Annotated in this window: 10 protein-coding genes; 6 read left to right on the top strand and 4 right to left on the bottom strand. The window is 58.1% G+C overall.

What is annotated here, in order from left to right; translation table 11 throughout:
• Nucleotides 1-64 precede the first annotated feature (64 nt).
• The gene (locus DFO57_RS04210; RefSeq protein ID WP_014593669.1) at nt 65-610 is read right to left on the bottom strand and encodes a helix-turn-helix domain-containing protein; all 546 of its coding nucleotides are present in this window, start codon (nt 608-610) and stop codon (nt 65-67) included.
• 92 nt (nt 611-702) lie between these two features.
• Between DFO57_RS04210 and DFO57_RS04205 the strand changes: the two genes are divergently transcribed.
• The 4 genes from DFO57_RS04205 to DFO57_RS04190 all read left to right on the top strand — a co-directional run bounded on the left by DFO57_RS04205 (nt 703) and on the right by DFO57_RS04190 (nt 8,728).
• A complete protein-coding gene (locus tag DFO57_RS04205; protein ID WP_015700341.1) occupies nt 703-1,878 on the top strand; it encodes a benzoate/H(+) symporter BenE family transporter in 1,176 nt (391 codons plus the stop codon).
• 162 nt (nt 1,879-2,040) lie between these two features.
• On the top strand, nt 2,041-3,390 hold the full coding sequence (locus tag DFO57_RS04200; protein ID WP_022622749.1) for an SrfA family protein: 1,350 nt from the start codon (nt 2,041-2,043) through the stop codon (nt 3,388-3,390).
• Between the two features lie 2 nt (nt 3,391-3,392).
• A complete protein-coding gene (locus DFO57_RS04195) occupies nt 3,393-6,356 on the top strand; it encodes a virulence factor SrfB (RefSeq protein WP_110015105.1) in 2,964 nt (987 codons plus the stop codon).
• Nucleotides 6,353-8,728 carry a virulence factor SrfC family protein gene (locus DFO57_RS04190; RefSeq protein WP_105080221.1) on the top strand — a complete coding sequence of 792 codons (2,376 nt, stop codon included), beginning with the start codon at nt 6,353-6,355 and terminating at the stop codon, nt 8,726-8,728. The genes DFO57_RS04195 and DFO57_RS04190 overlap by 4 nt, the downstream gene beginning before the upstream one ends.
• Here DFO57_RS04190 and DFO57_RS04185 read toward each other — a convergent pair.
• The 3 genes from DFO57_RS04185 to DFO57_RS04175 all read right to left on the bottom strand — a co-directional run bounded on the left by DFO57_RS04185 (nt 8,725) and on the right by DFO57_RS04175 (nt 9,872).
• Nucleotides 8,725-8,988, bottom strand: coding sequence for a barstar family protein (locus DFO57_RS04185; protein ID WP_014605885.1), 264 nt, complete (start codon nt 8,986-8,988; stop codon nt 8,725-8,727). The genes DFO57_RS04190 and DFO57_RS04185 overlap by 4 nt on opposite strands.
• A gap of 2 nt (nt 8,989-8,990) precedes the next feature.
• Nucleotides 8,991-9,428 carry a ribonuclease domain-containing protein gene (locus DFO57_RS04180; protein ID WP_019105253.1) on the bottom strand — a complete coding sequence of 146 codons (438 nt, stop codon included), beginning with the start codon at nt 9,426-9,428 and terminating at the stop codon, nt 8,991-8,993.
• Nucleotides 9,429-9,524: 96 nt separating this feature from the next.
• Nucleotides 9,525-9,872 carry a helix-turn-helix domain-containing protein gene (locus DFO57_RS04175; RefSeq protein WP_013025716.1) on the bottom strand — a complete coding sequence of 116 codons (348 nt, stop codon included), beginning with the start codon at nt 9,870-9,872 and terminating at the stop codon, nt 9,525-9,527.
• 302 nt (nt 9,873-10,174) lie between these two features.
• On the opposite strand from DFO57_RS04175, the gene DFO57_RS04170 reads away from it, so the two are divergent.
• Nucleotides 10,175-11,329, top strand: a complete 1,155-nt coding sequence (locus DFO57_RS04170) for an efflux RND transporter periplasmic adaptor subunit (protein WP_110015104.1) — start codon at nt 10,175-10,177, stop codon at nt 11,327-11,329.
• Nucleotides 11,330-11,341: 12 nt separating this feature from the next.
• Complete coding sequence (oqxB, locus tag DFO57_RS04165; RefSeq protein WP_105087536.1) at nt 11,342-14,497, top strand: multidrug efflux RND transporter permease subunit OqxB; 3,156 nt, start codon at nt 11,342-11,344, stop codon at nt 14,495-14,497.
• Nucleotides 14,498-14,570: the final 73 nt, after the last annotated feature.

The following is a 14,570-nucleotide window of genomic DNA, read 5'->3' as shown; positions in this document are numbered from 1 at the left end:
GGGAAACGAAGTATACAAATGCCGGTCGGGCCTGAACAGACGCGGCTGGTTTCAATTTGTAAGCTCAGGTTCGGCCCAGATAGTGGATCAGGCTGTGAAACCGCAGGCGGCGGTCAAGGGGATTACGATAGCTGTGAGCGACGTCGGCCCGGAACTGAAAGGCTTCGCCCTGTTTAAGCCGTCGCCAGGTCTCTTCCACGCCTAACAACAGTTCCCCTTCCAGTACCACCACCTGCTCAATCACCCCTTTCTCATGGGCAGTGGAGTCGCTTTGCGCACCCGCTGCCAGCTCAACCGCCAGTAAATCAAAACGCAACCGGGCGTCGTAAGGCAGCAGCGGCGTAACCGCCATCTGCGCATTCTGCTGCCGGTAACCGGTCACCTCGCCTGCGGAATGCGCCCCGGAATGAACAAAAAATGAGAACGGAACGTTGAAGCCGGTCGCTATTTTCCACAAGGTCGCGACCGTGGGGCTGGACTCGCCGCGTTCAATCTGGCCCAGCATCGCCTTACTGACGCCCGTTTTTTCTGCGGTTAAGCTCAGGCTCCAGCCATTGGCCTGGCGCAATTGTTTTAGCCCATCGCCAAGATATTGATGCAAATTTTCCATGTTATCTCCTGCTTTACCGCTTCAGTGTAACACTTGTGCGTTATAACGCCCTGTGCGAGGATGTGCGCTATAACGCACAAGAGGGTTACACCATGTCAGCACGCCACGCACCCTTTCCCGTTACCCTGCCCATGGCCGTTTCCGGCCTGGTGGCGGTATTAGTCGGCTACAGCAGTACCGGTGCGATTATCTATCAGGTTGCCCTGTCCGCGGGCGCCTCATCCGCGCAAATTGCCGGCTGGCTTTCCGTCATTGGCCTGGCGATGGGCATTGCTTCAGCGGGGCTGTCTCTGGCGTACCGGATGCCGATCTTAGCCGCCTGGTCCACGCCGGGCGCGGCATTACTCGCCACCAGCCTTCAGGGCGCATCGATACACGAAGCCGTCGGCGTATTTGTTTTTGCCAATGCCCTGATTGTGTTGTGCGGGGTGACGGGCCTGTTTGCCCGACTAATGAACTACATCCCTGCCTCGCTGGCCGCCGCCATGCTGGCCGGGATTTTACTGCGCTTTGGCCTGCAGACGTTTAGCGATTTAGCGGTAAATTTTACCCTGGCGGGCGCAATGTGCTGTGTTTGGTTACTGGCACGCCGGTGGTTGGCCCGCTACGCCATTCTGATCGCGCTGCTGGCAGGCCTGGCTGTCGCATACGGGCAAAACAGCCTCCATTTTCCCGCGCATGCGGCGAGTTTCAGCCTTCCCGGCCCTGTCTGGCCGACCTTTTCATGGCCTGTACTCATCGGTGTTGGCCTTCCCTATTTTCTGGTGACCATGGCGTCACAAAATGCACCGGGCATCGCCACATTGCACGCCCATGGCTACCGTCCCCCGGTCTCCGCGTTGATGAGCTGGACAGGACTGCTTGCCCTGGTCTTGTCACCGTTTGGCGGGTTTTCGGTTTGTGTGGCGGCGATTACGGCGGCCATTTGCATGGGAGAAGATGTGGATGTCGATCCCCGTCGCCGCTGGATAGCTGCCGCGCTGGCCGGTTTTTTTTATCTGCTGGCTGGCTTTTCCGGCGCGTTAATTGCCGTGTTGTTCAGCGCACTGCCTGCGGTAATGGTGCAGGTGCTGGCGGGGCTGGCACTGCTTGCCACGCTCGGCGGCAGTCTGCAACGGGCGCTTGAGCAGCCCGAGGAGCGGGACAGCGCCCTGATAGCCTTTTTGATCACCGCATCCGGGGTAACGCTCTGCGGCATCGGCGCGGCGTTCTGGGGCCTGGTCGGCGGTGTGGTTGCACATCTGTTATTAAAGCGTAAAACAGCGTAACATCATCTGGGCATTGGTTATTTTCCCGCCAGCGGGTCAAAAAACCACGCATTTATCCCCTTTTTCAGCGGTTTGATTTGCCATTGTCCCACGTAAAATCACCGTAATCGACGATAACACGCGATCTTCTGCCTCAGACAACGACCGATAAGGGCTTAACAGGTGGCAAAAACTTTTCTGCGCAGCGGCAATCTGGATGCGGTTCTGGCTTTGGGCGAGAACGGCCAGCCTGTATATGCGTCCGCCCTGCAAATCCGTGAAACCCTGCGTTTGCGCCGTCAGAGCGCGCTGGCAAATTGCCTGGCGATTCCACAAACGAACGAACGTGGCGACCGGCTTGACTGGTACTCGCCCTTCCCGGGCAAGGTTAAGTCCTGGATGGGCGCCAGCGATTATGAACGCCGCCAGGCTTTACAACATCTCACAGCCTGTCAGCAGGATCTGCAAGCCATCAGCGCCAGCGCAAGCGGTGCGGCCAATCCGGCAATGCGCCTGTTCGGCGCGCTGTTAGGCAAAAGCTTGCAGTTTCCCAATCAGCAATATGTTTATCTGGTCAACGGCAAACCCGTCATAACCTTTTGGGGGTTTGTTGACGCGCAGGAGCGGAATCGCGACGATGCGCTGGCCTGCCTGCGAGACAGTCTTGAAGAGTCGCTGCCAACCGTGCTGGTTGAACCACCGCCCGAACCGGTGACGATCGCTGCCGCCTCTGAACCCGAACCTGTTGTCGCACCGGAGCCGGAGATCGTGACGCCGCCGGTCCAGGAAAGCGCGGTTCAGGCCCCAGAACCTACGCCCACGGCGACAGCGCGTCGTCGGCCTTTCCGCCTGTGGTATTTACTTCCAACCCTGGCGGTTGCCGCGGCAGCAGCGACCGCTGTGATCTTGCATCTGCCTCAGTCAGAACCGGTGACGGTCACGCAACCGGTCGCGCAAAACACGCCGGCTCCCGCGCCGGTTACCGCCACTAAGCCACCGGCAGTCGTCGCGTCTGCTGAAAAACTGTCTGCCACGCTGCCGCAGAAACCGGCGGCGGTGGTCGCAAATGCATCAACTGCGGCTGCACCGACTTCCGCTGCGCCCGCGCCCTCATCAACCCTTTCAAATGTGGTGGTGCCTGCTGTGCCCGCCAAACCCGACGATCTGGTGGTGACGCCGGATGCCGTGCGCGATGGACAGGTACAGGTCATTGATGGCCGCTGGCGTGTGGATATTGAACAGATCAAAACCCCGACCGGTAAACCGCCGGTGATGCGTTTCCAGTTCAATAAAGGGAAAGGCAGCGTGCAGATCAGCCAGGGCAATACCACCTGTAAGGCCGACGTGACGGCCGCGATGACCAGCGCAGGAAACCTGGTGATTGAGAGCCGCTTTACTGCCCGGTGCGCGGACAAATCCCGTTACCGTATGCCATTGTTAGTGTGTCATTCCAGCATTGGCGCGGCCGTCTGTGAAGCGCAGTACAGTGCGGATCGTGTGTATCCCATTACGATTAAGCGTGAGAGTAAGTAACTATGTTGGCTCCCCTGATCGATGATAAGCAGAAAATTTCTCTGATTGAGAACAGCGGCGTGCAGTTCCTGGATTTTGGTCTGCAGCTTTCCGCGCCCCAGGCACGACGCCAGTTTGTGCGCCAGACGGCAAACGGCCCCTTGCTGCGACTGAACGTGGACGGCAACAGCGGCAAATTTTTACTTTACCCACAGGACGGTGGCGCGCCTGAAGTGGTTCGTCCTGAAACCGACATCGCCCTGTCAGACTCGCTGACGCTGCTGGAAGCCTGCTGGTTGCCCCTGCCGATGCTGCGTTGCGCATCGGGCCGCCGCTTTATTGGCGGCCCTGAAAACTGGGTGCGCATGCGTCTGGTGGCCCTGGATAAACCCGACAGCACCGGCAATACGCACCGCGTCACGCTGGCTTTCGATACCCGCTGCGTCGCTGATGAAGACGGCGGCGAGCAACTCGGACTCACGCCTTCCGATGCGCAGAACGGCGTGACCTTTGCGCTGGCCTGGCATAACTACGAGCTGGGCGAATTCCTTGACCATACCTGGGTTGATGGCTGGTTGCGTGAGTCCTTCACCGACCGCGTAGCCGATCGCCGGGAGCAGGCCATCAGCCAGGCACTGCGCGAGTTTGAATATCAGGCACATTACCTTAACCTGCTGGAATTACTGGGCGAGCAGCTTAACCTGACCGAGATCCACATTCAGGCCGCCACGCTGCAAACCCCGGCGGTCAACGTCGATATTATTCTCGACGTAGGGAATTCCCATACCTGCGGCATTCTGGTGGAAGACCATCCGGAAGAGAGCAACGGCCTGAAGCAGACCTATGAACTGCAAATGCGCGACCTGTCTCAGCCGCATCGGGTGTATAACGAACTGTTCGACAGCCGGCTGGAATTTGCCGAAGCGCGTTTTGGTAAAGCCAATTTTTCACTGGAAAGCGGCCGCGAGCAGGCTTTTATGTGGCCCTCATTAACCCGCGTCGGGCGTGAAGCCAGTCGCCTGGCCCTGCAACGCGCCGGTCTGGAAGGCAGTACCGGCCTGTCCAGTCCACGCCGTTACCTGTGGGATGAAGCACGCTATCAGCCGGGCTGGCGCTTTAATCAGCAGAGCCCGCAGGGGGAACCTCAGGCCTGCGCCGCGCCGTTTACCTCGTTGATGAATGATGAAGGTCAGCCGCTGTACGCCCTGCCCGTGGATGAACGCTTACCGGTGTTCTCCGCCCACTACAGCCGCAGTTCGCTGATGACCTTTATGTTGTGTGAGTTGCTGGCTCAGGCGCTAATGCAAATGAACAGTGCGGCACAGCGCCAACGTATGCCGCAAAGCCATGCCCCGCGTCAGCTGCGCCACGTTATTTTGACCCTGCCGTCTGCCATGCCAAAACCTGAACGGGAGATCTTCCGCCGCCGCATGCAGGAAGCCATCGCACTGGTGTGGAAAGCCGAGGGCTGGCACCCGGCCGATGAGGATTTTACCGAGCAGAGCCAGGCCCAGAGCAGCAAGCCCGTACCGGATGTGCAGATGGAGTGGGACGAAGCCACCTGTGGCCAGATGGTGTGGCTGTTTAATGAAACACAGGTGAACTTTGCCGGACGGGCAGAAGATTTCTTTAGCAGCATGGCACGTCCCGACCGCCCGCGTGAGGTGGATGAACTGCCGGGCAAGAGCCTGCGTATTGCCTCTATTGATATAGGCGGCGGCACCACCGATTTAGCGATTACCCAGTATCGTCTTGACGACGGCCAGGGTAATAACGTCAAGATCACCCCGCGCCTGCTGTTCCGTGAAGGCTTCAAAGTCGCCGGTGACGATATTCTGCTGGACGTGATCCAGCTGTGGATTTTACCCGCTCTGCAACAGAGCCTGCAAAAAGCCGGGCTGACACTGGCGGAGCCGCTGATCAACAAGCTGTTTGGTCACGACAGCCGCATGGACGGACAGGCCACGTTACGCCAGCAGGCGACGCTGCAGCTGTTTATCCCGCTGGCTCAGGCGGTGCTGGAGCGCTACGAAAACTGGGATCCGCTGGAAAGCCACGCCGAGATCAATGCGCTGTTCGGTGAACTGGTCGATCAGCGCCCTGCCGATGCGGTGCTGGCGTTTGTTAACGGTGAAATTCAGCGTGAACTCGGCGGCAACAGCCGTTTTGATCTGCTTGAGGTGCCACTGGTGGTCAGCATGGCTCAGTTGCACGGTGAGTTTATGCAACATCGCATGGCAATCATTCCGGCGCTGCGCTCTATGTGTGAAGTGGTGTCACTCTACCAGTGTGACGTCCTGTTGCTGACCGGACGTCCTTCGCGCTTCCCCGGCATTCAGGCGCTGGTGCGTCATCTGCAGCCGCTGCCGGGCAGCCGTATTTTATCGCTTGAGGGCTATCACACCAGCGACTGGTATCCGTTTAATAAACATGGTCGCATTGATAACCCCAAATCGACCGCCGCGGTCGGCGCAATGCTGTGCCTGCTGGCGCTGGATTTGCGTCTGAGCAGCTTTTGGTTCCGTGCAGGCGACTTTGAGCCTTATTCAACCATTCGTTATCTCGGTATGCTGGACGAAAATCAGGCGCTGACGGACGAAAACCTGTGCTACAGCGAAATCGACCTCGACGATCAGCAGTTTTCGCTGGATCGCAAAACCAGCTTTCGTATTCGCGGCAACGTGTGCCTGGGATTCCGCCAGTTAGATAATGAGCGCTGGCCTGCCTCGCCGCTCTACAGCCTGACGCTCAATGATGCAGCGCTGGCGCGTAAGGTTGCGGGGGAAAGTGTCCTGCGCGTCAAGCTCGCCGTGAAGGCCGGTCCGGGTGCGCCCGGCCCTGAAAATCTGGTGTTAAGCGAGGCTAAACTGGATGATGGCACGCGTGTTCCGCTTGAACATCTGAGCCTCAAACTCAATACTCTCTCCGCCACGGGCAATGCCAATGCGCAATACTGGATTGACAGCGGGAGTGTGTGTAAACGATGAGATCGGTAAAACCCCGCCAGCCGCAGACGCTGGCAAAACGCCTGAGTTTATTGCAGGACGCCCTGAACGGCAGCCTGGCCTGGATTGAGAATACCCGCGAGCAGTCGCCCCGTCTGGCTCTGGAAGCCGAAACCCTGACCCTGCAGCTACGGCAGGCTCGTGTACAGGCCCAGGCCCTGGCGCAGCAGGTTGCGCGCCCGGTGACGCTGGCGCTGTTTGGCCAGTCCCAGGCGGGTAAAGCCTGGCTGTTGACGGAAATGGTGGCCGATGCACAGGGCCAGTTGATCACCGCGTTAAGTGATAAACCGGTGAATTATTTTCAGAATGTGAATCCCGGCAATCTCGACTTCGCCACCGCAACGCGTTTTACCCACCAGCGGGAACCCCTCTCTTCAGAGTGGCCCGTTGAGCTGACGCTGCTAAGCGAGGCCGACGTGCTGCGCCTGGCCATCTCCTGTGGTGGAGGTGTCACCCAGCCCGACACCGCAAAAATTGACAGCGTGTTGCAACGCCTGCAACGCCATCGCTTAACCACGCCACTGCCGGGCCTGGAGAGCGACGCGCTGGTCACGCTCTGGTCCTGGTGCCGTCGTCATCACCTGTATGACGCACAGCTTGATCGCCACTTCTGGCCACAGGCTGTTGAACTGGCACCCTGGCTGAGCGTTGACGACCGCGTGCAGCTGTTTTCACTGCTGTGGCCAGCCGAGCCCGCCCTGAATGAGCTGGTGCGGAGTTTACTGCATCTGCGCCATCAGCTTCGTAACAGCACACGGGTACTGGCTCCGCTTAGCCTGCTGACGGATAACGCCCTGTTGCCCGCGGAGCAGCTGATTGTTCCCGCCAGCGAGCAGGATCAGTCGCTGCCGATCGAGGTTTGCCCGTTAAACGGTAACCGTCTGGGTAAACCGCAGAACGTGGCGTTGGGATTACTTGCCCTGCTCACGCTTGAGGTCACTATTCCCCTTAGCTCCACCCCGCGCACCGCGCTCTATGATGACGCAGACATGCTGGAGCTGCCCGCACCGGGTACGCCCAGCGATCCGGCCCTGCGTGAAGAGCGCCAGCGCCTGCAGCAGCAGGATGCACTACGCGCACGCCTGCTGGAGCACAAACGTACACTGATACCGGGCATTTATGCCGCCCGCCAGAGTATCGATTTGCTGTTAATCTGCACCGCCGCCAGCCAGCGTCAGGATGTTGACGTCGCCAGTCAGGCGTTACGGGAATGGCAGCGTCACCAGCCGGTCAATGAGGCGGGCGAGAAACCCCGTCTGATTTGGGCTATTACCCCTTACGATGCGCGGCATCAGCAGATCAACGTCGACGAGGCAGTGCAGCGTCAGGTGGGGCAGCCGGGTCAGCAATGGGGTTCCATGCTGGCACTGGATCGCGCAGGCGTGGACCGGATGTCTGATTGGCTACAGGAAGAAATGCAGCCTGAAGCCCGTCGCGATATGCTGATCGCCCAACTGGCACAAATTCAGCACACCGTTGTCGAGCGTCGCCTTCAGCCCTGGACGGAAGCGGGTGCATCGCCCGACCAGGCGGCACGCAAGCAAAGCATCGCCGATACACTGCTGAAGTGTTTACAACACCGCACCGGTTTACATGGCGAACTGCTTGAGCGCTTACAGCCCTCCCGCGAGGCCCTGCGTCAGCTCTGGCTCAACCAGTCCACCTCATCCGTTCCGGCGGCGACGTCCAGCATTCAGGCCCCGGAAAATCAGTTTGGTATTGGCTTTGAATTTGATTTGTTCAGCGATAACGAAGTTGAACAGCCCGCCCAGAAGCAGACCAGCTTCGGTCAGGGATCGGCACAGTTCCCGCGTCAGGTGTTTAGCCTGTGGCTTAACCACCTGCGTCAGCTGCCGGAAAATCAGAGCCTGCTGGCTTTACTGAATATTGATAAAGCCACGATGGAGTGGTTGATCGAAGAGTTGATCACGGCCAGCTTTCGTACCGGTATTCTGCAGTCCCTGCAGCAGGCGCTGCATGAACCCGATGCGCAGAGCATGACGCATGAATCACGTGCTGACCGTCAGGTCACGCGCGCGATGACGGTGCTGGGGGATTTTGTGGCCTGGCTGGGCTTCCTGCAGCGTCCGGAATCGGAACGTCCTGGCAGCCGGGTCAATCGCGGGCAGCCTGTTTTCTCGCGCCCGCCGGCACCCAGCGTTAATTTCAGTGCAGGACAGCGCCTGACGAAGCTTTCCGCCGCGCCAGCAAACCATACGGCCTATTATATTTACGACTGGCTGGTGGGGCTTAACACAGTGATTATCGAAAACAATGGCTATACCGGTGGGGGCGACTTGCCGGTTGCAGCGCGAGAGTCACTTACAGCCCTGCTTAAGCCACTGCGCCACTAACCGTAAATCAGGCGCAGCTCGCCCGCCAGCGACTGCGCCGCCTCTTCCAGCAACGCCACCACGGGGGCCAGTTCCTCATTGCGCCGTTCTGCATGCAGCAGATGAATCGTGGCGGGCAACGCCATTCCTCCGGTCAGCCAGTCCCATAGCGCATCCAGATTATTGCCAAATCCGGCAGGACAATCGCTCTGCGCCGCAAACGCATGATAGAAAGCCTCGCGATCGATGAGCTGGCGCAGATCAAAGCTTAAGGTCAGCATGGTTACTGAACCGGCTTAAAGGTGCGATAGTGATCGGTCGAGAGGAAGACCAGACCATCAGAGGAGTAGACCAGCCTGTCAGCCTCACGGTGGCCGCAGCGGTAGTTCACATCCGCCTCGAACCACTGGCGATCGGCGCGCTCGGGCAATTTTCGTTCCCGGTTGGAAAAGCGATCGCCGCCGATGGCCCGCCCCGGCAACACCTCACACAAGTCCCCTTTCGCTGGATTCCAGCCAAGGCGACGCGCCTGCTTTTTGGTAATGTAGTAATCGGGCAATTGCTGATGCTGCAGCACCCAACGGGCGACCGTTCGCACATCCGTTAAGGCAGCAATATCCGAGGCCGACGTTTTGGCTGGTGCAGACGTCAGATAAGGTTTTAACCCCACCCAACAGAGAACAAGGATCAGAACCAGTCCAACCCACAGTTTTTTTGACATGATGGCATCCCTTTAAACAGGATGCAGATGATAACAGCTTTAGCGGGCGATAAAAAAGCGCGGGCCAGATTGCCTGGCCCTGGCGGGATACTGCTTTTACTGCATGGCTGACTGCGAAGGCACAGTGTGACGGCGCCATGCACCCGGGGCTACACCGTACTGACGCTTAAAGCTGCGGTTAAAAGACTGTTGCGAGTCAAATCCCAGCGATATCGCTACATTCAGGATAGGCTCGTTGGTGCTGGTCAAACGGTCGGCCGATTTTTTCAACTTCTTCATGCGAATGTATTCACCCAGTGGATAGCCGGTGTGCTCTTTAAACATCCGTTGCAGGTGCCATTTTGAATAGCCAGCGCGCTCAGAAACGGTGTCGAGATCGAGACGTGCTTCGATATTGTTATCGATCCAGCTAATCAGGTCGTGAATAAAAGCGTTACTCATCATGTTTATTCTCCCGTCGCGGCGCGAACAGTATTAGTATCAGTTGCAGTTACACTTAAAGCGTGGCTGACAATGCCATTTAATGCAAGTTTAATTAATACATTAAATGCCGCACTTTTTATGGGGCTTATTTTTGGCTGCTGTCATGCACCGATCGCGGCGTTGAAAACCGCACATAAAGTGTATCAGTAATTCTTGCAGTTCTTAGTCGCACAAGCCTACACTCCTCGCGATAAATTGCAACCATAGAAGTTGCAAATATTGGCCTTCGGGCCTTATTTCACTGTCATCGCGGGATCACAAAAATGATTACTCACTGGGTTCGTCAGGGATCTTCCCTGCTGGGAATGGGGCTGCTGGTTAGTCTGCTAAGCGGTTGTGACACGGGCCAGGCTAAAAATGCCCCGCCGCCGCCGCCCGACGTCAGCGTTGCGGATGTGTTGGTGAAGCCTGTCAGTCAATGGGACAGCTTCAACGGGCGCGTTGAAGCCGTAGAAAGCGTGCAGCTCCGGCCTCGCGTTTCGGGTTATATCGACAGCGTTAATTATCATGAAGGCGACGAGGTCAGGAAAGGTCAGGTCCTGTTTACCATCGACGATCGCAGCTACCGTGCCGCACTGGAACAGGCAAAAGCGACGCTGGCCCGCGCGCGCAGTCAGGCCAGCCTGACACGCAGCGAATCGGCACGCACTGAGAAGCTGGTGGGTACACAGGCGGTGTCACGCGAGATGTGGGAACAGCGACGTTCAACAGCCAGTCAGGCTCAGGCTGATGTCCTGGCCGCCGAATCCTCTGTCGACATGGCTCAACTCAATCTGGATTTCACCCGCGTCACCGCGCCGATTGACGGACGGGCCAGCCGGGCCATAATTACTGCCGGCAATCTTGTCACCGCCGGCGACAGCGCCAGCGTACTGACCACACTGGTTTCGCAGGACAAGATGTTTGTCTATTTCGACGTCGATGAGACCACCTTCCTGCACTATCAGGCTATGGCACGTCAGGGACAACAGCGGCATGCCCTGCCCGTTGAAATCGGCCTGGCCGGCGAACAAGGTTATCCACATCGCGGCAACGTCGATTTTCTTGATAACCAACTTAATGCCAGCACCGGTACGATCCGCATGCGCGCCCTTCTGGACAACCGCCAGCGCACCTATACGCCCGGCCTGTTTGCCCGCGTTCGCCTTCCCGGTAGCGCGCAGTTTAATGCCGTGTTAATCGACGACAAAGCCGTGCTGACCGATCAGGACCGCAAGTATGTCTATGTGGTCGATGCACAGGGTAAAGCCCAACGTCGTGATGTTCATCCCGGCGCGATGGCGGACGGATTACGCATCGTTACCACCGGTTTACAGGCGGGCGATCGGGTTATCGTTGCCGGCCTGCAAAAAGTGTTTATGCCTGGTATGCCGGTAACGGCAAAAACCGTCGATATGGCCGCGACTGCCGCGCGATAACCTGAGGTTGTTATGGATTTTTCCCGCTTTTTTATTGATCGGCCGATCTTTGCCGCCGTGCTGTCCGTCTTGATTTTTATGACCGGGCTGATCGCCATCCCGCTGCTGCCCATCAGTGAGTATCCGGACGTGGTGCCGCCCAGCGTGCAGGTGCGTGCCGAATATCCCGGCGCTAACCCGAAAGCCATCGCCGACTCCGTGGCAACGCCGCTGGAAGAGGCGATTAACGGCGTTGAAAACATGATGTACATGAAGTCCGTGGCCGGTTCTGACGGTGTGCTGGTGACCACCGTGACCTTCCGCCCGGGTACCGATCCGGATCAGGCCCAGGTTCAGGTGCAAAACCGCGTAGCCCAGGCCGAGGCGCGGTTGCCGGAGGACGTGCGCCGTCTCGGGATCACGACGCAAAAAATGTCGCCGACCCTGACCTTAGTGGTGCATCTGTTTTCCCCTAATAACACCTACGATTCGCTCTATCTGCGTAACTACGCCACGCTGAAAGTCAAAGATGAGCTGGCCCGTCTGCCGGGCGTGGGGCAAATCCAGATTTTTGGCGCGGGTGAATACGCGATGCGCGTCTGGCTCGATCCCAACAAAGTGGCGGCGCGCGGCTTAACCGCCTCGGACGTTGTGAAAGCGATGCAGGAGCAGAACGTACAGGTTTCTGCGGGACAACTTGGGGCGGAACCGTTAAAAAAACAGAGCGATTTTCTGCTGTCCATTAATATGCAGGGACGGCTGGAAAACGAGCAGCAGTTTGGCGATATCATTCTGAAAACGTCAGAGGACGGCTCACTGGTCCGGCTGCGTGACGTGGCGCGCATTGAAATGGGTTCAGGCAGCTATGCCCTGCGTTCGCAGCTCAATAACAAAGACGCCGTCGGTATTGGTATTTTCCAGGCACCGGGCGCCAATGCTATCGATCTGTCAAACGCGGTGCGTGCCAAAATGGATGAACTGGCCACCCGTTTCCCGAACGATGTGAAGTGGGCTGCGCCTTATGATCCCACCGTGTTTGTTCGCGACTCCATTAAGGCTGTGGTGCAAACCCTGCTGGAAGCGGTGTTTTTAGTGGTGCTGGTGGTGATTCTGTTCCTGCAAACCTGGCGCGCTTCCATTATTCCCCTGCTGGCGGTTCCGGTATCCGTGGTCGGCACCTTTAGCGTGCTGTATCTGCTTGGGTTCTCGCTCAACACGCTAAGCCTGTTCGGACTGGTGCTGGCCATCGGTATCGTGGTGGACGATGCCATCGTGGTGGTGGAAAACGTTGAACGCAATATTGAGATGGGACTGTCACCCAAAGCCGCTGCCCATCAGGCGATGCGTGAGGTATCCGGCCCGATCATTGCCATCGCCCTCGTGCTGTGTGCGGTGTTCGTGCCCATGGCGTTTCTGTCGGGCGTGACCGGCCAGTTTTACAAACAGTTCGCCACCACGATTGCGATTTCAACCGTGATCTCCGCCATCAACTCACTGACCCTGTCTCCCGCACTGGCCGCGATGTTACTGAAGGATCATCAGGCCCCCAAAGATATGCCGACGCGCCTGATCGACAGGCTGTTTGGCTGGATTTTCCGCCCGTTTAACCGCTTCTTTCAGCGTAGCGCGCACGGCTATGAATCGATGGTGGGGAAAACCCTGCGTCGTCGCGGCGCGGTGTTTGGTGTTTACCTGGTGTTACTGGCTGGCGCGGGCTGGATGTTTCATGCGGTGCCGGGCGGGTTTATTCCCACTCAGGACAAGCTTTACCTGATCGGCGGCGTCAAAATGCCGGAAGGCTCGTCGCTGGCGCGCACCGATGAAGTGATTCGTCAGATGAGCGAAATCGGCCTGCAAACGGAAGGCGTGGCCTATGCGGTGGCCTTCCCCGGCCTGAACGCGTTGCAGTTTACTAATACGCCGAACAGCGGCACGGTCTTTTTTGGCCTGAAGCCGTTCAGCGAACGTAAACAAACGGCGGCGCAGATAAACGCGGAGATCAATGCGAAAATTTCCCGCATTCAACAGGGATTTGGCTTTTCAATTATGCCACCGCCTATCCTGGGGCTAGGCCAGGGTTCGGGCTATTCCCTTTACGTTCAGGATCGGGCCGGACTGGGCTATGGCGCACTGCAGACCGCGATTAACACCCTCTCGGGCGCGGTTATGCAGACGCCGGGCATGCACTTCCCGATCTCCTCTTATCAGGCCAACGTGCCACAGCTGGAGGTGCAGGTTGACCGCGATAAGGCGAAAGCACAGGGCGTAGCGTTAACCGATCTGTTCAGTACGCTACAAACTTATCTGGGTTCATCCTACGTTAATGACTTTAACCGTTTTGGGCGCACCTGGCGCGTCATGGCGCAGGCCGACGGGGAATTCCGCGACAGCGTTGAGGACATCGCGAACCTGCGTACCCGTAACGACCGCGGTGAGATGGTGCCGATTGGCAGCATGGTGCACATCACCACGGCCTACGGCCCCGATCCGGTGATTCGTTATAACGGCTATCCGGCGGCTGACTTGATCGGCGATGCCGATCCACGCGTGCTCTCATCGGCCCAGGCGATGCGTCAACTTGAAACGATGTCGGGTCAGTTGCTGCCGAACGGCATGAATATCGAATGGACCGATCTCAGCTATCAGCAGGCGACGCAGGGTAATACGGCCCTGATTGTTTTCCCTGTTGCTGTCCTGTTGGCGTTTTTAGTGCTGGCTGCACTGTATGAGAGCTGGACGCTGCCGCTTGCGGTGATCCTGATTGTGCCGGTGACCATGCTGTCTGCCCTTGTGGGCGTCTGGTTAACCGGTGGGGATAACAACGTATTCGTGCAGGTTGGACTGGTCGTGCTGATGGGGCTGGCCTGTAAGAACGCCATTCTGATTGTGGAGTTCGCCCGCGAACTGGAGATTCAGGGCAAAGGCATTACAGAAGCGGCGCTGGAAGCCTGCCGTCTGCGCCTGCGTCCTATCGTAATGACCTCTATCGCCTTTATTGCCGGCACGATCCCCCTGATTCTGGGTGAAGGTGCGGGTGCTGAAGTGCGTGGCGTTACCGGCGTTACCGTGTTCTCCGGTATGTTAGGCGTTACGCTGTTTGGCCTGTTCCTGACGCCTGTGTTCTACGTGACGCTGCGCAAGCTGGTGACGCGTAAAGCCGCTCAGCAGCGCTTACAGAACGCACCATAATGGAGTCGACAGCGGGCGATGAAAAACCGCCTGCTGTCATCCCTCCGGCTTCATGCTTTCCCACCTGCTTAGC

The sequence above is a fragment of the Pantoea sp. AG702 genome, assembly GCF_003182295.1.
Classification (GTDB): domain Bacteria; phylum Pseudomonadota; class Gammaproteobacteria; order Enterobacterales; family Enterobacteriaceae; genus Pantoea; species Pantoea ananatis.
This window is presented reverse-complemented; position numbering and strand designations above follow the sequence as displayed.